Origin of the sequence: Phenylobacterium aquaticum (genome assembly GCF_022695515.1) — a bacterium.
Taxonomy (GTDB): domain Bacteria; phylum Pseudomonadota; class Alphaproteobacteria; order Caulobacterales; family Caulobacteraceae; genus Phenylobacterium; species Phenylobacterium aquaticum.
Genome location: NZ_JALDPT010000056.1, coordinates 1 through 20,583, shown reverse-complemented (window position 1 = coordinate 20,583; position 20,583 = coordinate 1). Strand labels below are relative to the sequence as shown.

At 66.9% G+C, this 20,583-nt stretch carries 17 protein-coding genes; 7 read left to right on the top strand and 10 right to left on the bottom strand.

All coding sequences use genetic code 11. From position 1 onward, the window contains the following. Window positions 1–776 precede the first annotated feature (776 nt). From MQH10_RS24640 to MQH10_RS24630, 3 genes are all read left to right on the top strand, one after another. Entirely contained in the window at window positions 777–1,430 is a 654-nt protein-coding gene (locus tag MQH10_RS24640) for a lasso peptide biosynthesis B2 protein (RefSeq protein ID WP_242566622.1), read from the top strand. A 4-nt stretch (window positions 1,431–1,434) separates the two neighbouring features. Continuing rightward, window positions 1,435–3,237 carry an asparagine synthase-related protein gene (locus tag MQH10_RS24635; RefSeq protein ID WP_242566621.1) on the top strand — a complete coding sequence of 601 codons (1,803 nt, stop codon included), beginning with the start codon at window positions 1,435–1,437 and terminating at the stop codon, window positions 3,235–3,237. Window positions 3,238–3,302: 65 nt separating this feature from the next. Beyond that, window positions 3,303–4,193 (top strand): 3'-5' exonuclease, encoded by an 891-nt coding sequence (locus MQH10_RS24630; protein WP_242566620.1) that lies wholly within the window; start codon window positions 3,303–3,305, stop codon window positions 4,191–4,193. 81 nt (window positions 4,194–4,274) lie between these two features. Here the strand turns inward: MQH10_RS24630 and MQH10_RS24625 are convergent, their stop codons facing one another. The 6 genes from MQH10_RS24625 to MQH10_RS24600 form a co-directional block, all read right to left on the bottom strand. After that, window positions 4,275–4,592: a helix-turn-helix domain-containing protein gene (locus MQH10_RS24625; protein ID WP_242566619.1), complete on the bottom strand. Its 318-nt coding sequence runs from the start codon at window positions 4,590–4,592 to the stop codon at window positions 4,275–4,277. 96 nt (window positions 4,593–4,688) lie between these two features. Continuing rightward, window positions 4,689–7,142: a S9 family peptidase gene (locus tag MQH10_RS24620; RefSeq protein ID WP_242566618.1), complete on the bottom strand. Its 2,454-nt coding sequence runs from the start codon at window positions 7,140–7,142 to the stop codon at window positions 4,689–4,691. A 54-nt stretch (window positions 7,143–7,196) separates the two neighbouring features. Beyond that, window positions 7,197–10,205, bottom strand: coding sequence for a TonB-dependent receptor (locus tag MQH10_RS24615; protein WP_242566617.1), 3,009 nt, complete (start codon window positions 10,203–10,205; stop codon window positions 7,197–7,199). 315 nt (window positions 10,206–10,520) lie between these two features. Beyond that, window positions 10,521–10,664 (bottom strand): hypothetical protein, encoded by a 144-nt coding sequence (locus tag MQH10_RS24610; protein ID WP_242566616.1) that lies wholly within the window; start codon window positions 10,662–10,664, stop codon window positions 10,521–10,523. A gap of 590 nt (window positions 10,665–11,254) precedes the next feature. Continuing rightward, complete coding sequence (locus tag MQH10_RS24605; protein WP_242566615.1) at window positions 11,255–12,163, bottom strand: nucleotidyl transferase AbiEii/AbiGii toxin family protein; 909 nt, start codon at window positions 12,161–12,163, stop codon at window positions 11,255–11,257. Continuing rightward, entirely contained in the window at window positions 12,160–12,768 is a 609-nt protein-coding gene (locus MQH10_RS24600) for a type IV toxin-antitoxin system AbiEi family antitoxin domain-containing protein (protein WP_242566614.1), read from the bottom strand. Before MQH10_RS24600 ends, MQH10_RS24605 begins: the two co-directional genes overlap by 4 nt. Window positions 12,769–13,121: 353 nt before the next feature. On the opposite strand from MQH10_RS24600, the gene MQH10_RS24595 reads away from it, so the two are divergent. Beyond that, a complete protein-coding gene (locus MQH10_RS24595; RefSeq protein WP_242566613.1) occupies window positions 13,122–13,370 on the top strand; it encodes a helix-turn-helix domain-containing protein in 249 nt (82 codons plus the stop codon). A 154-nt stretch (window positions 13,371–13,524) separates the two neighbouring features. On the opposite strand, the gene MQH10_RS24590 is transcribed toward MQH10_RS24595, so the two are convergent. Continuing rightward, window positions 13,525–13,803 (bottom strand): hypothetical protein, encoded by a 279-nt coding sequence (locus tag MQH10_RS24590; protein WP_242566612.1) that lies wholly within the window; start codon window positions 13,801–13,803, stop codon window positions 13,525–13,527. Between the two features lie 343 nt (window positions 13,804–14,146). On the opposite strand from MQH10_RS24590, the gene MQH10_RS24585 reads away from it, so the two are divergent. The 3 genes from MQH10_RS24585 to MQH10_RS24575 all read left to right on the top strand — a co-directional run bounded on the left by MQH10_RS24585 (window position 14,147) and on the right by MQH10_RS24575 (window position 17,102). Beyond that, window positions 14,147–15,238: a Fic family protein gene (locus MQH10_RS24585; protein WP_242566611.1), complete on the top strand. Its 1,092-nt coding sequence runs from the start codon at window positions 14,147–14,149 to the stop codon at window positions 15,236–15,238. A 647-nt stretch (window positions 15,239–15,885) separates the two neighbouring features. Further along, window positions 15,886–16,098, top strand: a complete 213-nt coding sequence (locus MQH10_RS24580; RefSeq protein WP_242566610.1) for a hypothetical protein — start codon at window positions 15,886–15,888, stop codon at window positions 16,096–16,098. A gap of 278 nt (window positions 16,099–16,376) precedes the next feature. Then, window positions 16,377–17,102 (top strand): relaxase/mobilization nuclease domain-containing protein, encoded by a 726-nt coding sequence (locus MQH10_RS24575; protein ID WP_242566609.1) that lies wholly within the window; start codon window positions 16,377–16,379, stop codon window positions 17,100–17,102. On the opposite strand, the gene MQH10_RS24570 is transcribed toward MQH10_RS24575, so the two are convergent. The 3 genes from MQH10_RS24570 to MQH10_RS24560 form a co-directional block, all read right to left on the bottom strand. Continuing rightward, complete coding sequence (locus tag MQH10_RS24570; RefSeq protein ID WP_242566608.1) at window positions 17,099–18,940, bottom strand: type IV secretory system conjugative DNA transfer family protein; 1,842 nt, start codon at window positions 18,938–18,940, stop codon at window positions 17,099–17,101. The genes MQH10_RS24575 and MQH10_RS24570 overlap by 4 nt on opposite strands. Next, window positions 18,909–19,886 carry a P-type DNA transfer ATPase VirB11 gene (gene virB11, locus MQH10_RS24565; RefSeq protein ID WP_242566607.1) on the bottom strand — a complete coding sequence of 326 codons (978 nt, stop codon included), beginning with the start codon at window positions 19,884–19,886 and terminating at the stop codon, window positions 18,909–18,911. The genes MQH10_RS24570 and virB11 overlap by 32 nt, the downstream gene beginning before the upstream one ends. Window positions 19,887–19,903: 17 nt before the next feature. Continuing rightward, window positions 19,904–20,583 (bottom strand): TrbI/VirB10 family protein (locus MQH10_RS24560; protein WP_272887136.1); only part of this gene is annotated, 680 nt, incomplete at its 5' end.

Below are 20,583 nucleotides of genomic sequence, written 5' to 3'. Positions count from 1 at the left end.
GCCTTTCGGCGCGGATCCCGGCGTGAGCCCCACGCCGGTGCGCGAGGCTCTCGCGCACCGGCGTGGGAGGGCCTGGTGGCGGAGCGCAGGGGCCAAGGCTATTTCGCCGCGCCCTTGGACGCCGAGCGCCTCATCGAACGCTATCGTCTCCATCAGCTCTATGTGTTGGCCGCGCTTGCCGCACCCACGGCCCCTCGGCTTGACCCGCGCGGGGAGGGGCTTGCGACCCGACCGAGACCCTATTCGCCGAACTGGTCGCCGCGGCCGGTGACGCCACCTTGGCGGATGCGCATCTGCGGGTCGTTCGCCAGTTAGCCCCGGCCCGGCGCGCGGAACGCTGGCTTTGGGGACCAGCTGAGGCCGAGTTAAACACCTTGCGCCGGCTTTGGATGAGCGGGGCGATGGATCGCCTCGTGGCGGCCTGCAGGGCCTATCATCAGCGTCGATGCGAGAGCGCCAAGGATTTGACAGCTCTGGTGCGAGCGGGGCGCGAGCGCGCCGAGCCGCCCCGCAAAATATGACAAATATGGTTTGAATATAGCAACTTAAGAGGCCGTCCTGATGGTGTCGCGCAACTGCGACGACTGGCATCGAAGGAGGCCATAATGCGTAAGTCCTCGAACTATCGGCTGATCCGCCTGGGCGACGCCAAGCGGCTCACCAAGGGCGACGTGGGCGGTCCGAAGGAGCTCTCCGGGCCGGCTCAGCAAGCCATCGGCTGAGACCGGGCTGGCGTCGACCCCAGGGTCGGCGCCAGCCTTTCGAGGGATCTTGGCATGGCTTGGTATCTCACCGAGCAGACCCGCCTCGCCATTCGGCAGGACGATCTGGTGCTGCTCGACCTCGTTCAGGGGACATACGCCTGTCTGTCGGGCGCGGGCGCAGCCCTGGGGAGGGTGACGGAGGCCGCAGAGGTCTGCGGGAGCGATCCCGATCTGGCGGCGATCCTCATCGATGCTGGCGCGCTCAGCGATGCGCCGCCGCCTTCGCTGAAAAAGCTCGTCCTCCCGTCTCTGCCTCGTCGGGATCTGACCGCCGTGCCCCGCAGTCCCCCTCAACCCCCCGACCTTGCCGCTCTGGCCCGGGCCTGGGCGGCCATGGCCCATCGATATCGCGGGCGCTCCTTCGCCGCCATTCTCGCGGCGGCGCAAGACGACGGGCGCGAGCCCGCCGCCACACCCTCGGCGCGCGCGCAGGCCTTGGCGAACGCCTTTCAGGTCTTGAGGCCCTGGATCCCCTTCCAAGGGCTCTGTCTTTATCGCTCCTTCCTGCTGCGAGACGCGCTGCGGCGTCGCGGCGAAGCGGCATGGTGGGTGTTTGGCGTCCAGACCTGGCCCTTTGAGGCCCACTGCTGGCTGCAGATCGGCGATGTGGTCTTGGACGACGCCGCCGAGCGGGTGGCGGCCTACACCCCCATCCTGGCGGTTTGACCTGATGAGCGACTATCTCGTCGTCTTGACCGACACGGACGCCGACCTGCCTCTTGTCCAGGATCTTGAGGCCGCCATCGCCGCGGCGCCGGGTTGGACTTGGCGCCTGCGCGGCCCCTGCGTCTGGGTCGCGACCCGGGGCCCGGCGCACCTGGCGGTTTGGCCGCTCGAGGGCGGCGTTGTGGTGGGGGATTTGTTCGCCCAGTCCCCGCTGGGATCGGCGTTTGGTCCGCCTCACCGTCAGCCGGGCGAGCCTGCAGAGCGCTTTTGCCGGCGTCTGATCGCCGAGGCGTTCGGGCGCTACGTGGTGGGCCTGATCGCGCCTGAAGGCGGGGCGGTGTTTCGCGACCCGAGCGGGGCGCTCGACGCCCTATCGTGGCGCAGGGGGCAGGCGAGGTTCCTGGCGAGCGATGCGCCGGCCGCGTTCGGCAAGCTGCTGCCGCCCACGCTCGACCTCGACTGGAGACGGATCGCGGCTTGGACGGCCAATTCCACCGCCTTCGCGGGCGAACTTGCCCTCACGGGGCTTGAGGCGGTGACCCCGGGCGAACTCCTCTACGACGCGCCTGACGGGCCAGGGCGGAAGGCCCTGTGGAGCCCCGGTGCGATCGTTCGTCTGGCTGAAGGGCGGGTCAAGCCTTCAGCTGGGCGGCTTCGCGCCATCGTCGAGGCCAGCGTGGCCGCCTTCGCCCGCCAATCTGGCCCAATCCTGGCCGAGCTTTCCGGAGGTCTCGATTCTGCGATCGTGGGTCAGGCGCTGCTGCGCGCCGAGGGCGCCCCGGTGGCGGCTTGGCTCAACTACCATGTGCGCGATCCGCAAGGCGATGAGCGGCCCTATGCGCGATTGGCGGCGGCCCATCTGGGGGTGGAGCTCACCGAGGTCCTCCATCCTGACACGGCTTTGACCCTGGAGCAGCTGCAAGGCCTGTCAGCGGGCGTGCGCCCCGGCCTGAATGGCCTAGATGTCCTGCACGACGAGGATCTGGCCGCCCGCGCCGGGGCGCTGGGCGCGCGGGCCCTCATCACCGGCCAAGGCGGCGACACCGTCTTCTTCCAGATGGCGACGCCCTTGATCTTCGCCGACCATCTGCGACGGATCGGTCCCGCGGCCTTGGTCTCGCCGGTCGCCGTCAATCTGGCGCGCTGGCTTGGCGGGTCGGTCTGGTCGGTTTGGCGAAGCGCGATCCTCGCCCTTTTGGGGCGTCCGCCGCCGCCGCCCGTGCCGCCGCCGGCCTGGCTGACCCAGAAGGCTCGCGACCTGGCCGCAAGCCAGAGCCTGCATCCTTGGCTGGACGATCTAGACGGCGTAGGGCCCGCCAAGCGGCGCCAAATCGCCGGCCTCGTGCATGGCCAGCTGTTCTCAGCCCCCTCAGCCCGCGGCCGTCAAGCGGCCCTGATCCATCCCCTCTTGTCCCAGCCCGTGGTCGAGTACGGGCTGGCCTGTCCGGCTGACGTGCTCACTGGCGGCGGACGGCGCGATCGAGCCTTCGCCAGGACGGCGTTCTGTGAGCGCCTGCCGGCTGCGATCATCACCCGGCGCTCCAAGGGCCATCTCAGCGCCTATTATAGTCGCCTGGTCTGCGCGAGCTTGCCGGTCTTGCGGCCCATGCTGTTAGAGGGCCGCCTAGCGGCCCAGGGTCTGGTCGATCGTGACGCCTTGGATGCGGCGATGTCCGAAGAGGCGCTGATCTGGTGGGGCCGATGCGGCGAGCTGATGGACCTCGCCTGCCTGGAAGCTTGGGTCAGGGCTTGGGAAGAGCGACTCCTGGCAGGGCGCAAACCTGGGCCGCCGCCGCAGAACAGTTGACGGGCGGCCGCCACGTCGGAAGAGGAAGGACGCGCGGGGACTTGTCCGCGCGTTCGGGGGCGGGCATGGACAAGGTTCAGCTGGAAGCCATGGCGACCAGGCTCGAGGAGAGTGGGGCCTATCGGGTTCTGCGGCGGATTACGACGCCGATCTCCAGCCTTGAACCCCTGGCGCCAGGCTGTCGCCGCGGGCTCTATGTGGATGTCGAGACCACGGGCCTCGATCCCGACCGCGACGAAATCCTCGAGCTCGCCATGGTCCCCTTCGCCTATAGTCTGGCCGGAGAGGTGGTGGCGGTGGGCGAGCCCTTCCAAGGCTTGCGTCAGCCCGCCGGGCCGATTTCCGCCGAAATCACCGCCCTGACCGGCATAGATGATGCTCTGGTCGCCGGTCGCTCCATCGATCTTGACGAGGTGACCGCCTTCGCAAGCTCCGCCGCCCTGGTCATCGCCCATAACGCCAGCTTTGACCGACGTTTCCTGGAGCGCTTCTGCTCCATCTTCACCACCAAGGCTTGGGCCTGCTCCATGACCCAGGTCGATTGGGCGGCCGAGGGTGTCGCCGGCCAAAAGCTGGTGCATCTGGCGGCGAGCCTTGGTCTCTTCTACGACCCGCACCGCGCCGTCGATGACGCCCTCGCCGGTTTGGCGGTCCTGAGCCGCCACTTGCCGATCTCCAAGACGACGGGGCTTGCACAACTGTTGGCCGCGGCCCGACAGATCACGTGGCGGATCTGGGCGGAGAATTCTCCCTTCGAAATGAAGGATCGGCTCAAGGCGCGCGGCTACCGCTGGAACGGTGAAGCCGCCTACGGGCCCAGGGCTTGGTACTTCGACGCGCCAGAGGCGACCAAATCCGAGGAATTGGCCTTTCTCCAGCGCGAGATCTATGGCCGAGAGGTCGATCTCGCCATGCGCAGGGTCGACGCCTATGACCGGTTTTCTGCGCGCGTCTAAGCCGTCAACTGCCGAACCTCAGGGACGGCGAAGAGGGCGGAAATATCGGCCCGGCATCGGCGATCAGGCGCCGCGATCAATCTAGGGCGCCTCCGGCTCGACCAAGGCGCGGGCCACATCCGTGAGCTTTCGTCTGAGATTGGCGTCCAATTGGCTGAAGATCGAGATGATCTTGGGCCCGTCGCTTAGCTTTGCGAAGTCCAGCAAGGCGTCTGAGGGGGCGCCTTTATTCTCGCGTGTCGGCTGGGGCAGGCCGTCAAAGAAATAGCCGATGGGCACGCCCAGCACCTGGGCGGCTTCGAAGAGCTTGGAGGCGCTCACCCGGTTGGCCCCCCGCTCATATTTCTGAATCTGCTGGAAGGTCACGCCGAGGGCTTGCGCCAAGCCAGCTTGGGTCATCCCAAGCTCCTTCCGGCGCAGTCTCAACCGAACGCCCACATGGAGATCCGTTGGATGGGTCTTGGCGATCGCGGCGGGCATAGGGTCAGGGGACACCTATATAGGGGGAGCTGGCAAGGCAGGCAGGGACCATTCTGAGCGAGGACGGACTTGCTCATCCGCTGTGGGCGGCTTGGGGGTCGTCTTGGGCAAGGTGCGATCCAACCAGATGAAGACGCGAGCATAGAGGTCGCGCAGATCGCCAGGGCTCGCGATCAGATGTCGCTCTCCCCAATAGGTCACCAGGCACGCGTCGCGACCTTGCCGATAGAGCGCGGCGAACATCGCTTGGCTTTGGCCGACAGAGACTTCGTCCTGATCGCCGGCGATCAGGAGAACGGGCGCCCGGATCTGGCCGATATGGCTGATCGGGCTATTGCGTCGATAGCGCTCCGGGTCGGTGGTGGGATCGGTTCCCAAATGGCCCTGGCCAAGCTCGCTCCAGCCGGATCCAAAATTCAGCTCATAGCCATCCTGCGGAACCGCCGCGTCATGCGGGATCAAGTCCCCGCGGAGCGCCGCAATATCGGTGACCGCCGCCTTGGCGATCACCGATTTGAAGCGCGGGCTCTGGGCGGCGCTCATCAAGGCCGCATAGCCTCCGAAGCTATGGCCGAACAGGGCGACGCGGTCGGGGTCGACCTGGCCGGTCAAGATCGCCGCATCAACGGCGGTCAGGATCTGGTCGGCGAGGCCCGCGCCAGGCTCGCCGCGCGCCCGATCCCGCGGCAAGCTCGGAACCAAGACGGCCTCGCCATGCGCGGCGAGCCCATAAGGATTGGTCTGCAAGCTGGCCGCATCTGCGCCGAAGACCGGGGGCGGGCTTGGAAAGACCGCGCCCGGATAGGGCGTGACGATCAGGGTAAGCTTGGCGCCAGGGGGACGGTCCTTCGGCAGAAAAAGCCAACTGGTGAGCCGCTCGCCGTCAGGGCCGCGGTGATGGACCGCCAAGATGTCGGGTGGGTCAAGGGCGGCGAGGGCGGGGTTCAAAGTCAGCACGGGACTGGGCGGTGACCGCGGCGCAAGCCTTAGAAGACGCTCCACGCCGTGGGCGTCGCGGTCCGCCACGACCATCTGGCGCCCGTCGGAGGCCAGCATCTGGATCTTCGGCGGCGTCATCAGTCGAGTGCGCCGACCCCCACGGTCATAGGCCTCCAGCCAAGCGCCCCTGCGAATCCAGACCAAGCCCTGGGGCCGGGGCGGATTGATCTGCAGGCGGTAGCCGTCGCCCAGACCAGGCGCAGGCGCCGCGGCCTCGCCGCCGCCCGCGCTGAGCGCTGTGGTCACGCCCCGAGCGTCAACCCGCCAGACAGCCCCGCCAGCCGCCAGCACCAAACCCTCGGCGTCCTGGGCGTCGATCGCGGCAGGCGGCGTCGGGAGGAGGGCCGTGAGGTTGAGCGGGCCTTCGCCGTCCAGCCGGTAAAGATCACTGCGCCCGCCCGAGGGCCCAGCTAAGATCACGGGGGCGTCGCCCAGCCAGGCGGCGCGGACGATCGGCAGGCCTTCGGAGGTGAAGGCGAGCTTTGGCGACATCCCGGGCGCCAGCCGTTCAGAGCGGCTGAGCCCCACCTTCCAAAATCCGCCCTGCGCCCAGTCGACGCCTTCCTGCCGGCCGAAGACCAGCAGGGCGTCGCTATGCGGCGACCAGCTCAGCAGCAATGGGGCGAGCTCGCAGCTCGGACACGGCCGCGTCATGGCGCCGCTCGTCAGATCGATCAGGGCCAGGCTGCGCCGCCGAGTCGGCTCAGCCACCCTGATCAGCCGGTCTGGCGGCGGTTGCAGCGCCTCACCCAAAAGGACGAGCGCGGCGCGTCGCCCATCTGGGGAGATTTCCAGATCTTCCACATCGCCGCGGGCCAAGGTCTGGACCACGCCGCTGTCGACCTGGACCCGGACCACGGCGCCGCGGGGCGCCGGTTCCGGCAGGAAGCGTCCCGACCCCAGCACGCTCGCGGAAGGCTCCTCGCCCTTGGCCATGGTCTGCCACGCCTTGGCGATCCGGGCCGGGCCTTGCCGTCCGCGGCGCAAGGCGAGGGGAAGATCGCCGGGCGCGCGGACCAACATCAACAGCTCGCGGTTGGAGCGCCACTGGGCCGCACGGCCCAGGGGCGCAAGCTCAGGGGTCAGGTCGAGCCAGACGACCGCGCCGGTCGCGAGCGTCACCACGCCCGCATCCCAGGCGCTCCCCCGTAACCGATAGACCAGGAGCCGCGCGCCATCGGGCGAGAGGGGACCGGCCATGTACCCGCCGTCGGTCAGGCGCGGCAGCAGAGGCCGGGCGTCTGATCCGTCGAGGATCAGCAGATCGGTGCGCCCGATCGTAAGCTCGGCCTCCGTGTCGAAGGCCGGGGCCTGAGCATAGGCCCGTCGCCGCTCGATGATCAGGCCGTGGGGCGTCAAGCCGACGGCGCCCAAGCTCTCTGTCTGCAACAGGTCGTCCAGGTCGAGGGGGCGGGCATGGGCGGCGCAGGCGATCAGGCTTGCGAGCGCTAAGCCCAGGAGGCGGCGCATGGCGAACGTCCATTGGTATGAGGAAGGCGCGGGGGCTTAAGCCCCCGCGCGCCATCACCAGCGTTTGGTGAGCTGCAAGGAGACCTGGCGGCCGAGCGGATCGCCATTGGCAGGGTCGTAACCCACCCCGAGCGCGGAATCGTAGAAGGGCGGATCCGCGTCGAACAGGTTCTGGGCGGTCAAAGCCAAGCTGAGTCCCGCCAGCGCCCCAGAGTCTTCCGTCGGCGTCCAGCGCAGTTGCAGGTCCGCAGTGGTCGAGGCCGAGATACGAGCGCCGGCCGGTGATCGATAAGGATTGGCGAAGCTGAGGCCAAGGGTGGCCCCATAGGCTCCGCGGCTCCAGCTGAGCGCGCCATGCGCCCTCAGCCGCAAGGGCTGGCCGGCGAGATTGATCAATTGCACCGCCGGCGAGCTCGGGGTCACCTTGCGGCGGTAGTCGGCGAGATAGGAGAGGTCGCCTGCGAGCTCAAACCGGTCGGCGGCGCGCTGCCAGCCGTAGGCCGCCGAAAGATCGAGGCCGCGCACCTCAACCTTCGCCGTGTTCACATAGCGAGCGTCGACGATCGCCCCATAGGCCGAGGCCGGAAAGAGGCCGGTGTCGGAGGACGTGGAGGCGGCGATCAGCGCATTGAGGTCGGCGACATCGGTCGGGTTGGCATGGTCGATGAACCGCACAAAGGGCCCATAGGCCGGGTCGGTGAGGGCATGGTCGACGTCAGCCAGCACCGGCTGGCCGATCTGATCTTGAAAGACCACATCGAAGGCGCTGAGGCTGACCTTTAGGCCGGGAAGCGCAGGCGGTGCGAGATCGACGCCCGCCGTCCAGGAGGTGGCGCGCTCGGGCTTCAGATCGAGATTGCCGCCATAGCGGATGAGCGTAAGCACATTGGCGCCGTTTCGGGTCAGAAATGAGGGCGCGATCAAAGGCGTCGCAAACACTTCCGGCAGATTTGGCGCGCGGAACGAGGTTCCATAGCTCGCCCGAACCCTAACGCCGTCCATCGGCGTCCAGGCCAGGCCAAGCTTGGGATTGCTGGTGCGTCCCACATCGTCATAGCGCTCGATCCGGCCCGCCAGGGTCAGCTCCAGCGCCTGGACGCCGGCCAGAGCATTGTCAGGACCGATCAGGGGGATGCGCAGCTCGGCGAAGGCGGCGTCGATGCTGCGCCGATAGCTCACCCCGCCGCTGAACGAAGGCGTCGAGCGCGACGTCAGGCTCTCGCTCTGAGGCTTAAAGGCCTCATGGCGGCTTTGTACGCCCAGCGCCAGTTTGACCTCGCCGCCCGGCAGGCGAAAGAGCGGGCCATCGGCCTGGGCGTCCAGGCTGGTCACCTTGCTGGCGCTCACTGTGTGCAGATAGCCCGAGCCGATAAAGTCGAGGACGGCCCGCGAATTGGTGGTGGTTCCAGCGCCATAGGGGTTGAAATAGCCGTCCCGCGCCGCGGAGAAGGCGGTCAGCGGGTCATCGGCCTTGGCGCCCAGGGCTTCATTCAAAAAGCCCGTATTGAGATAGTGGCGCACCGTGCGTCGGCCCGTCTCCTGCGCCAAGGCGGCCGAGATCGAACCGCGCCAGCCCGCGCCCAGATCGGCGTCGAGATTGGCGGCCAGGCCCAGGCTCTTTGACGAGCCCGTCGTCTCAGGCGCCCCGAGCTCATCGCCGAAGGCGTAGCCGATCGTTTGCGAACTCGACCCGTCCGGCGAGACAAACCAGGGGTTGGCGCGAGTGATGTTGAACACCGCCAAAAGGGCGGGGCGGTGCAGGTCGATTTCGCGCTGGCTGTAGCGTCCCTCCAGCCCAAGCGTCAGGCGCGCCGTCAGGTCCTGATGGTAGCCCATATAAAGGCTGTTGCGGTCTTGGGCGGGCAGGAGGTCGCCGCCGGCGCGGGGGTCGCTGAAATTAGCCTGGCCGGCCAAGAAGTCGGTCGGCCTCAGTTTCGTCCCGTCCTGCCCCGCCGGGACCGCATAGGCGGCGACATAGGCCCCGCTTTGCGCGTCATAGCGCAGCAGGGTCGCTGGGTGGCTGTAGAACAGCCGGTGGTCGCTGCCGCCATAGGGGCGCAGATCAGAGGTCGCCGTATAGGCCCGGGCCGATCCGGCCAAATGATCGCGATGCTCGTATTCATAGGCGACGAGCAGGTCGCCGCTGGACCAGACCTTGCCGAAGGTCTGAGCGATTTGGGTCTGAGCCGCACCGCCCTGGGTCGCGCCGCCCAGGCGGATGCGGCTTTCGGCGCCGTCGAAGTCGCGGCGCAGGATGACATTGACCACGCCCCCGACCGCGTCAGAGCCATAGACCGCCGAGGCGCCGTCGAGCAGGACGTCGACCCGCTTGATGGCCGCCGTCGGAATGGCCGAGATGTCGGCGAAGTCGCCCTGCAGCCCGGCGCCGGCCATCCGCCGTCCATTGATCAAGACGAGGGTGGCGGAGGTCCCCAGCCCGCGCAGGTTCACGCCCGTGGCCAAGGTGTCATTGGTGCTGCGCGGATCGGCGCTGAGCAGGGACGTGGACGGGGTTCCAGACCCGGAGAAGTTTTGCGGCAGCGCCGACAAAGCCTCGGCCAAGGTGGCGTGGCCGGCGCGGTCCATCTGGTCGCGATCGAGATCCACGATGGGCGAGGTCGGGTTGGCGGCGCCGCGAATATGGGAGCCGGTGACCACCAGGGCCTCCAAGGTGGTCGGCTCGCTCATCGGCGCGGCGGCGTCCGGAAAGGACGCTCTCCCGTCTGAGGCGGCGCTCGACTTCAAGACCAGCACCCCGGGCTGGCGGCGCGACGAGGTGATCGGCGCACCCCCCAGCACTTGAGCCAGCGCCAGATCGGCCGGGACCGCGCCGTGAAGGCCAGGGCTGCGTCGCCCCGCCACTAATTCGGGCGCATAGAGGAGCTGCAAATGGCTTTGGGCGGCGAAGGCGGTCAGGGCCGCATCAAGCGGCCCTGCGGGGATGTCATAGACCCCTGCGGCTGGCGGCGAGGCCGCAGCCGCAGGGGACACAACCAGAGCCCAGGCGAGGGCGGGCAGGGCAAGGCCGGCGCAGAGCCGGCGGCGGAATGGAATGGCGTCCAAGGTGTTCCCCCTCGGACCCGGCGCGGCGTCGGCCTCCATGGCCGATCTTGGATGGCCCGCGTGGGTCAGGAGGTAAGACGACAAATGGCCCAATCGACCCTGGCTCGGATCTGAAATTATTTGCTGAGCAAAACGCACAAGCGGGTCGGAGGTCGCGAGACCGCGCTGCGCAGCGCGGGGGATCCGCGCGGACGCCGCTTGCCGCCCACAACAACGACGGCTCAAGGCGCCCCAGGCTTCTTGCTATGGCTCGCCGAAAAGCGGGGTCTCGTTGGGGCGTGCTGACCTGATGCGCCTGCAGTGCGTCGCGATCGGCTAGTCCGAGATGCTGAGGCGCCACAAGAGCCGTTCGCGGACAAAATGGGTCATTGGGAGCTGGGCGTTCTCGTTGCGCTCCCGCGCGCAGTCGGAGAGACGGGTGCGGGCCGAGACGTCCATGGTCTTGGGTTTGCCGGTCATGTCAGCGCCTCGAGATAGGGGCGCATCACCGTCTGGACGCGATCAATCTCAGCAAAGCGCCAGATCTCGTCGATGGGCGGCTTGCCGGCCCGGCGGATGTCTATTGGCGATTGCACAGGCGTCCCCAGGTGCGCCGCGGAGATGAGTTGGCGCCCCCTAGAGGCTTCCCGCTCGGGACGTTTTGGTTTGTTTCGATGCTCGGATGAAGACCTCTTACCGGTCGGTAAGATGATCGCGCGCCTCGCCACCGTCGCGGACTTCGGAGCCGCCGTGACGGGCCACGAAGGGCAGCAGAACGCCAACGCAAAAGGTCGCCGCTAATTTCCAGCTTCGTTTAATAAGCGGTCTTGAAGTCCGCTAAGGAAGCGCAGCGCAATCTTAGCGGAGCGTTTCATTGCTAATTTTCGGCCGCAGCAAATGAGCGGCCGGCGGGCCGGCCGGGAATTTTCGACGGCCCATGAACCACCCCCGCCGTTCACATGGCCCAATTTTCGCGCTGCAATTAATCGCTGCGCTTCTTTGCGTGAGGATTTCGGCTCGATCGCATTTGGGCGGCGAGACACATCGCAACTGGCCATGTGGCCGGGCGCTTAGTCTGTCCACGCGCCGCCGGCCTGCCAGCGGGCCGCGAAGGGCTCGCCCTTTGACACGCTGAGCGTCGGCGGCATGACCAGGGTGGCGATCTTGGCCTGGATTTCGGGGAACGGCTCCGGTGCGATCGAGATCTCTGTGCGTCTCAGGAATGCGATCCATTGCGTCTGCCTGGCGCTGGCGAAGGCCGCTGTCAGGGCCAGAGGCGGCGCGGTCGGCAGCGCCGTCTTTCGGCGGGCGAAGGTATTGGCGATGGCCTTGGCGAGCACGGGGCCTTGGAAGGCGAAGGTATTGGCGATGGCCCAGAGATCGAAGAAGTCCTTCATCCGCGTGTTGATCATGCCGAGTGCGGTCATCGCCTGGAACTTCTCGGCCACCACGGTCTCTGGCGGGTAGGCGCGGAGGTTGGGCGCTGGTAGGTCGAGCAGGGACGGATACTGGATGTCCTGGGCGCCGGGGGTGACGGCGTCGCCGAAGCCGATGTCGACGTGGATCGGCAGTCGCGCGCCGGCCAGCTCGGCCACGAAGTCGAGGCGAACCCCGCTGTATTCGTCCTCCGCGCGGGCGCTCGTCGCGACAAGGGTGTCGGGCTTGAAGACGATGCCGTCATCGGCCGCGATGACCATGATCTCCCTAAATAGGCTGGCCACTTGGTCGGGGTCATTGTTTCCGAGGCCCAGGAGGTCCAGATCCCCGGTGGCGCGGTAGGGCGTAGGCGTCCAGAGGCTGAAGAGCATGGCGCCTTTCAGGACAAAGACTTGGCGGTAGTCCGAGATGCTGAGGCGCCACAAGAGCCGCTCGAGGACAAAACGGGTCATTAGGAGCTGGGCGTTCTCGTTGCGCTCCCGCGCGCGGTCGGTGAGACGGGCGCGGGCCGAGACGGCCATGTTCTTGGGCTTGCCGGTCACGTCAGCGCCTCGAGATAGGGGCGCATCACCGTCTGGACGCGATCAATCTCAGCGAAGCGCCAGATCTCGTCGATGGGCGGCTTGCCAGCCCGTCGCATGAGATCGCGCAGCGCCTCTACGGCGACATCGAGGCCGATCTTGTTGCGGTACTTGAAGCTGTCGACGACCGTCTTCGCCGGCGAGGTGATCGGCACCAGGACTTGGTCGATCACGTGATGCTCGACGCCTTCGCTGAGCGCGCGGCCACTGGCGCGGATCACCCGGATCTTCACCGGCGGGCGGGTGGGCGCCCAGTCCTTGGGGGCGAGCAGCATCCAGACCGCGTGGGGCGTCTGGGTGGTGAGATCATGGAACTGCAGGGCGGAGAGGAGACCGATCACGCCGCGGGGCTGGACGCGCACGGCCTCCGCCAGGCTCGCCGCGACATCCGACGGTGAGCCGGCGAGACGGTAGAGTCCGCGCCCGATCCTGAGGAATACGCCCTCTTCGGTTAGGCGCTTCAGGGTCATGCGCGGCACGCCGGCCGCGTCGAAGTCCGATCCACGGGCGATCCCGCGGACTTGGGCGACCTCAAGGGCGCGTTGACGATGGCCTTTCGGTTCCATAGAGCGACGTTATAAACCATCGTTGAATATAATTAAAGTACAAGAATTTGTAACATATGGGAATTTGTGAAACGAGGGAAAAGTCTGGCAGCGGTGCGTTGAGATCTAAAATATGTAATAAAAACAGAGCATTATTTTCTCAATCCAATCTCAGCAATGTGTCGGAGAGCCTCAGAGGTTCACTCCGAGGCTTAAGTAGACCGCGATGGATCCTAGCGCGTGTTTGTTGGCGATTGCACCGGCGTCCCCAGGTGCGCCGCGGAGATGAGTTGGCGCCCCCCTGGCAGCTTCCCGCTCGGGAAGTTTTGATTGGTTTCGATGTTGGGGATGAGGATATCTTACCGACCGGTAAGATGATCACGCTCCTCGCCACCGCTGCGGACTTCGGAACCGCCCTGACCCGAGCCCGTAAGGGGCTGGGTCTGACCCAACGCGATCTGGCGCTGGCGATCGGCGTCGGTGAAAGGTTCATCGTCGATTTGGAGGCCGGAAAGCCAACCGCCCAATTGGGGAAAGCCCTGGCTGCGGCCAAGGCGGCAGGCATGCAGGTCGGCGATATGGCCGAGGCGGCGATCGACAAGTCGCCAACGAGATCCGCGTGATGCTCCCAATCTATGCGGGAGACCGGCGCGTCGCCACGATCGAGACGGATCGCGACGGGCCTCACCTTCAATATGATGGGACCTGGCGGGGCGAGCAGGCGCAAATGCCTCTGACCGACCGCGTGGCGTCGTACCTGAATTCGTCTGGCGGATTTCAGTACTGCCCGTGAATTCGGCGGGGATCGATAAGCTCGTTCGGGAGGCCTGCGGCCTGCTTCATACCCGCAAACCCAGCTCTCGCCTTCAACACCGTCGCGTCGATCCACTCGGGCGGTTCGATCTGGCGGCCTATGAAAGCCAGGGCGTCAAGAATCCGGGGCGCGAGCGAAGGTCCCACATGGTCGGCGCCGTGGACGAGCCGATACTCATGGCCGACGCCGGCGTCGAACAGAATGCGGTGAAGAAACTCCGCCCCCTGTGTCAGGTAGAGCATGTCCTGGTCGCCCACCTCGACATAGATTGGCGAGCGCCCCGGCAGATCATTGTCCGTGTCGCCCTGCGGACCTCCGTGATGGCGCGCCTGGACGCTGAGGCGTCCGATTGGGGCTTGGGCGGCCCGCCCTTGCCGGACGCGCCACCTGCAAGGCCGGCGCATGGATTTCACGGGGAGTGGGACAGCCCGCCTCAGGGTGTGGCCATGACGGTCGAGGTCTGTGCGGTCGGCGCCTTGTGGGACGGGCGAGGAACCACATGTCTATAGAGCACTTACGCAAAGCCTATGCATGTTCGGACGATGTGTATAGGAATGCGATATAATCTATACATATAGGCGCCCTGTGGTCCTTGCCGCCAGCCAAACCCCACCGCGCTTGCCCTTGTCGATAGACCTGGAGACCAAGCCGGTTCTTAAGAAACTGGCCTCCGCCCATCGCGCCCTAGCGGAGCTCAAAGGCGTGGCGGGGCTCGTTCCGAACGAAGCCATCCTCATCAATACGCTCTCCTTGCAGGAGGCGAAGGATAGCTCGGCGATCGAGAACATCATTACGACCCATGACGACCTCTACCGCAGTGACGATGTGGCGGATCGGTTCGCCAGCGTCGCGGCCAAGGAGGTCTACGACTACGCCAGGGCCTTGCGTGAGGGCTTCCAGATCGTGCGGGCGACCGGATTGATCACGAATAACGACATCCTCGCCATACAGGCGACGTTAGAGCGCAATCAGGCGGGCTTCCGCCGTCTTCCAGGCACGGCGCTAAGGAACGACAAGACGGGCGAGGTCGTCTTCACCCCACCCCAAAGCTATGACGAGATCGTTCCATTGATGGCGAATCTCGAAGCCTTCATCAATGGCGAGGACCCGCTCGATCTCGACCCTCTCGTGAAGATGGCTGTGATCCACCACCAGTTCGAATCCATCCATCCGTTCTACGATGGCAATGGACGGACGGGCCGGATCCTCAACATCCTTTATCTCGTAAAGGAGAACTTGCTGGTCACGCCGGTCCTCTATCTTTCGCGCTACATCAACCAGAACAAGGCTGATTACGACCGACTCCTGCAGGCCGTTCGAACGGACAACGCGTGGGAAGCCTGGCTGCTCTTCATGCTGGACGGCGTGGAGCAGATGGCCCGTCAGACAACTCGGCTTGTCCATCGCATCCGGGAGCTGATGCTTGAGCACAAGGTCCGGTTAAGACGCCAGCTGCCGCGAATTTACAGCCAGGACCTCCTCAACAACATGTTCAGTCATCCCTATAGCAAGATCGCGTTCGTCGAACGCGATCTCGGGGTGAGCCGGATCACGGCGACAAGATACCTTGATGAGCTCACGCGTATCGGCCTCATGCGAAAGCATAAGATCGGCCGCGAGAGCTATTATATGAACAGCGCCCTGTTGGAGCTCTTGGGTAACGTGCAGGCCGTCTAGCCGCTCGCGCCTTGGCCCCCGATCCCGTCTAGGCCAGCGCCGGGGTTCGCCCGGGCAGGCGCCCGCCCGTCAACACGTCCAAGGCTCGGAGGGTATTGACCCTACGACGGGTGTCGACCGATGGCCCGGCTTCCACCAACCCTTGCGTATCGCGCTGACGCCCCGTGGAGATCACGCCACCCGTTCAACCTCGCGGTCCCAGACCTATTGGCTTGGCCGAACCCGGCTCGTCAGTTCAGCACGCCGGCCTAGGTCGGGCAGGGCCCCTGGTCATCAAGGGGGGGATCGCTGCGGCTGACAACGGTCGGCCCGCTGGATCCGTAACGACGCATCGGATCGCGAAGATGGAGCGCAGGGCGCTGTGGCCTTGGGCCGCAAGTCAAGGGCGCAACCTTACCCATCGCGCCTGGCGGCAAGACGCGCGATCCTGCCGCCCTAGAAAGCGCGACGACATGGGCGAGCCTCCTCCATCTTCCCCGGTTACGGGTCGGCCGCGACCCCGACGAGCGCCCCGGCAGGTCATTGTCCGTGTCGCTCTGCGGACCTCCGTCGTGGCGCGTCTGGACGCCGAGGCGTCCCTCAGGGGCTTAAGTCGACCGCGGTGGATCGCCGCCCTGGTCTGTTGGCGATTGCTGAGGCGCCCCCAGGTGCGGCGCGACGATGAGCTGGCGATCCTCGCCGCCCAAGCCGATCTGCGCCGACTGGTGGTGCGGATCGACCAGGTCTTGCGCACTTGGCCGGCCGAAGCCGATCCTGCCGCCTGCGAGAGGTTGGAGAGGTGGCGCGGCGAGGTGCGCTTGGGCCTTGATCGCCTGCAGTCGGCGGTGGCGACCGATCTCGCCTATTGGAATCTGCGCTAGTGGCGGGCTTTACGACCCCGCGGGGCTTTGAAGAGGCGCCGGCCACGCCCATGTGGCGACGCTTCGGCCCCGGCGCAGCCCTTGATCCTTTGCGGACAGATCCGGCGCGGCTGGGATCGATCGCGGCGCGAACCCCGGAAGTCTTTGCGCGGTTCGGCGGTCGGCCCCGCACGGCCCAGGCCTTGGGCGCGCACCTCAACTATATCGCGCGCAGGGGCGCCTTAGACCTGGAAGACCAGGACGGCTGCAGGCTGCGCGGACCGGCGGATCTCAAGGCCTTGCGCGAAGATTGGGTGGCGGCCGCGCGCTTTGACAGCCAGTCTCGCGCCAATAGCCCTCTGGCCCATGCTCTGACCCTGTCCTTTGTGGCCATGCCGCAGCCCGAGCGCCTGGAGTGGGCCGTGCGGGACCTGCTGCAGAACGAACTCGGAGGTCGGTTTGACTATGTGTTCGTCCGCCATGACGACACCGCCTTACCGCACGTCCATGTCAGCATTCGCAGCCAAGGTCATGGCGGCGCACGGTTTCACCCCACGCCCCAGGATCTTTCACGCTGGCGGGCGGGTTTCGCGGAAGCCCTGCAACGCCAGGGCCTAGCCGCCGAGGCGACGCCACGCTGGGTGCGCGGCGCGGGTCGCCGCAGCGAACCCTATTATCTCTTCAAGCTCCGCCAAGCCTGGCTGGAGGGTGGCCCCGTGGAGCCCAGGATTTGGCGACAAGCCCATCGCGATGCGGCGCGCTTGCTGGCGCGCGCCGACCCTGAGCCTCGACCTTGGGAAGCGCAGATGAGATCGCGTCAAGCGCGGGTCGCCAAGGCCTATGGCGATTGGGCGCGCGAGCTGCAGGCGGACGGATCCTTGGAGAACCGGCGTCTTGGCGAGACCCTGGCGCGCTTCGTCGCCGGCCTGCGCGCCCCCGAAAGTCTGCGGCAAAGTCTGGCGCGTGAGCTTGAAGGCGCCTGGCAGGCGCGCCAAAGGACGGCGGAGCGGGAACGCGACCGCTAATCCTCCGTCCGGGCGGGGCGGCCGCGATCCGGTCTTGGGTGACGCCGTCTCATCGCCTCCAGCTGCTGGTCGGCGAAGATCTCCGCCTCGCTGTCCGCCGCGCCGCTTGGGGTTTGGCGCCTTGGATGGGCGTCGCGGACGGCCGGGTCCGGCCACGCGGCGGGGCGGACCTTGGGGTGCAGGACCTCTGGCCGGGCCGGCAGCAACGGCGGGGGTAAGAGGCGGGCCTTGAAGTCGCGCTCCCGCCAATAGCTGATCCTTTGACCCAGCACCGGCGGCAAGCCCGCGCGCAGCAGGATCAGGGCATGAGCCGGCAATTGCAGGATCTCCTGCGGCAGGAGGAGGGCGCGCCTTTGGCCCGAGCGCGACTGAGTGCGCCGGCCTGAGCTGAGGCCGCTAGGCCCGCTGAAGCTGAACGCCTCATAGGTGTAGGCGCCGATCCGCTCAGAGAGATCGCGGGCGACATTGAGGGTTTTGACGCCAAAGGCGACCTCCGCCCCGCAATTGGTGGTGATCTCCTCGGCGAGCTCTGCGCCATAGGCGGCGCGCAGCTGGGCGGGGCTTTGCAGAATGGCGACCAGGCGAAGGCCGTAGCCGGCGACATAGGAAAAGCTTCGCGCCAGGACGCCGGCGTGACCCAGCCTTGCGAACTCATCGAGCAGGACCAGGACCTGGCGGTCGCGCTGCGGCCCGCTGGGCGGGGTCCGGGTGTTGAGGTCCACCAGGAGCTGAAACATCAGATTATAGAGCGGCGCCACCCGGCCTAGATTGTCCGGCGACACTCCCAGATAGATCGCGATCGATTGGTCGGCGAGGCCGCGCAGGTCAAAGTCGCTGGCCTCGGTGGCGGCGCAGACCCTGGGATTGAGGAAGAGGTGCATCCGCGCGGTGATGGTCTGCTTGATCGAGGCGAAGGTCTTGTCGGAGGCCGAGCAGAAGTCGGCGATGGCCCGGGCGAAAACGGGGGACAGAGGCTGGTGGGCCGCCTCGCGCTGCTCGAGGATCTTCGGTAGCTCCACGCGCGGGTCGCCCAGGGTGAGGGTCTCGTAGATGGCGCCCAGGCTGAAAGGCTTCTCTGGCGTCTCCGCAATCAGTCCGCCCACCCCGACAAACCCGGTGCGGGCGGCCTCCGCCCAGAACGGATCGGCGTTCTCCGGCAAGGGAAACAGCATCTCGGCGATCTTCTGAAGCTCATCGATGAGGCCCATCGGATCCTCACGGCCGATATGGCCCAGCGGATTGAACCGCGCCGTGCGACCATCTCGGGCGAGCGGATCAAACAGGAGGACCTTCTGGCCCAAGCTCGCCCTATAGCCCGCGGTCGCCGCCCAGTTCTCTTGCTTGACGTCCAACACCACCACGGCCTGCGGCCAGGTGAGCAGGTTGGGAATGACGATGCCGGCGCCCTTGCCCGATCGGGTGGGGGCATAGACGAGCACATGTTCCGAGCCGCCCAGCACTATGCGCTGACCGCCGAAACGCCCCAGGATCACACCTGAGCGGGCGCGAAGGCCGCTGGCCGCCAGATCGCCTGAGCGGGCCAAACGCGCCTGGCCATGCAGGGCCGGCGGGCGCGGGCGCAGGAGGGCGATCGCGGCCAGGCCGACCAGGAGGCCGGCGCTGAAGAGCCCCGTGAGGGACCAGCGGCGCACCAGCGGATCGGCCCTGAAATACCAAAGCCATTGCGCCGCGCGCGCAGGCTCGAGGTCGGCGGAGAACCGGTGAAGGCCCAGAAGCGCGATCACGCCGGCCAGGGTGAGGATCAAGACCAGGGCCAGGCCGGCCAGCAGGCCAAGGCCCAGGCGCCTAATCCAAGGCGCCAGATCGGGCGGGCTCATACCAGACCTCGCTGACCCGGTAGGCGCCGTCGCGGCGGCGCATCTGGACGACAATATCGATCAGCCGGCGCAGCAGGGCATGGATGTCGCCGCGGGAGAGGTCGCGGCCGCCTTCGCTTTCCTTGACCAGCAAGGTGAGCTGCTCAAAGGCCAGCTCGGCGCTGTCGGCATGGACGGTGGTGATGGATCCAGGATGGCCGGAATTGACGTTGCGCAGATAGAAAAACGCCGCGGCGTCGCGCAGCTCATGCAGCAAGATCCGGTCCGGGCGCATGCGCAGCGCGCTTTCCAGCAGCGCCTTGGGACCCAGGGCGGCGGGGCCTTGCCGATCCTTGGCGTAGATCAGGCGCACCACATTGCGCTGAGGCGGGGCAAGTTCCTCCACATCCTCAATGGTGATCAGGCGCTCCTGCGGCCCGATTTCGGCGATCAGAGCTTTCGCCAGGGTGGTCTTGCCCGACCCCGTCGCCCCTGAGATCAGGATGTTGCGCCGACCTGCGACCGCGGCGCGAAAGAAGCTCGGCCAATCGCGGGCGCGATGGGCGGCGCAAAGCTCGGCGGTCTCGCGCGCCCGGACCTGATCCTCACGTGCGGCCTGCGCAAAGACCCCTTGGCGCGCTAGGGCCTCGAGACTTAGGTCCAACCGCGAGGCCTTGCGCAGGCAGAAGGTCGCGACCGGGGTGACGGGCGGCAAGACGATCTGGCAGCGCGCGCCATTGGGCAGCAGGGTCGAGCAGATGGGATGGGCGGCGCCGATGTCCTGCGACGTATAGGCCGCCGCCGCCTGGGCCAGGGTCATCAACCAGGTCTCAGTGAGCTCCGGCGCCTCTGTCCACCGCCATTGGCCCTCGCACTCCAGGCCGATTTCACCGGGGCGATTGATGACCAGCTCGGTCAGGCCTGGCTGGGCGAGAAGCGGTTCGAGGGGCGCCAAATAGTGCGCCAAGATCGCATGATCCGCCGTCATGGCGCGCGCGGGGCCAGGCCATAGACCCCACTGAAATCGAGATCTTGCGCCACAAAGATCGAGACCAGGGCGCCGGCGTCCTTGCGCAGGGTCGGCGCGACCGTAAGCCCCGACTGCAAGGCAAGTGCGCTGGCTGGGGCGGGCAGGCGCAAGCCTTGTTGTGCGCCAAGTTCAGTTTGGATCTGGGCGCCGGCGTCGTCGACCAGGGACATCATCACCGCCCCGCCAAACCGGTCCCAGAAGTGGCTGTCGAGATCGCCGCTCACCCCGGCCCGGCCCAAGGCGTCGCTGGCTGGAGAGGCCAGCTGAATGGCGACCCCGCCCGGCGTCACAGCCCGCGACCACAGGATAAACAGCCGCCCCTGTCCGGGGCGCAGGTCGGTGCGGTATTCGCCCAGCACCCGGGTGCCCTTATCCAAGACGACCAAGGCGCCCGTGTCGGAATAGACATCGCTCGGCGCCAGGCAGGTGACATAGCCGGGCGTGGTGCTGTCGAGCGCCGTCTCCAAGACGCAAGGGATATGGGCGCCGGCCGAGAGCCGATAGTCCCGCGCCGCCAACCGCTCGGCCCGCGCCAAGCCCAGGCGCGAGGCCTGACGCAGGCGATCGAGCCCGCTTTCGGCGGCGGGCTCGGCCCGCGCGGCGGACCGGGAGCGCCGCGGGCGCCGTCGAGGCC

Excerpts from the sequence above, each read along its gene's own strand:
- MQH10_RS24640 (WP_242566622.1), top strand. The coding sequence starts at position 777 with ATGGCTTGGTATCTCACCGAGCAGACCCGCCTCGCCATTCGGCAGGAC.
- MQH10_RS24635 (WP_242566621.1), top strand. The coding sequence starts at position 1,435 with ATGAGCGACTATCTCGTCGTCTTGACCGACACGGACGCCGACCTGCCT.
- MQH10_RS24630 (WP_242566620.1), top strand. The coding sequence starts at position 3,303 with ATGGACAAGGTTCAGCTGGAAGCCATGGCGACCAGGCTCGAGGAGAGT.
- MQH10_RS24625 (WP_242566619.1), bottom strand. The coding sequence starts at position 4,592 with ATGACCCAAGCTGGCTTGGCGCAAGCCCTCGGCGTGACCTTCCAGCAG.
- MQH10_RS24620 (WP_242566618.1), bottom strand. The coding sequence starts at position 7,142 with ATGCGCCGCCTCCTGGGCTTAGCGCTCGCAAGCCTGATCGCCTGCGCC.
- MQH10_RS24610 (WP_242566616.1), bottom strand. The coding sequence starts at position 10,664 with ATGACCGGCAAACCCAAGACCATGGACGTCTCGGCCCGCACCCGTCTC.
- MQH10_RS24600 (WP_242566614.1), bottom strand. The coding sequence starts at position 12,768 with ATGGAACCGAAAGGCCATCGTCAACGCGCCCTTGAGGTCGCCCAAGTC.
- MQH10_RS24595 (WP_242566613.1), top strand. The coding sequence starts at position 13,122 with ATGATCACGCTCCTCGCCACCGCTGCGGACTTCGGAACCGCCCTGACC.
- MQH10_RS24590 (WP_242566612.1), bottom strand. The coding sequence starts at position 13,803 with ATGCTCTACCTGACACAGGGGGCGGAGTTTCTTCACCGCATTCTGTTC.
- MQH10_RS24570 (WP_242566608.1), bottom strand. The coding sequence starts at position 18,940 with ATGAGCCCGCCCGATCTGGCGCCTTGGATTAGGCGCCTGGGCCTTGGC.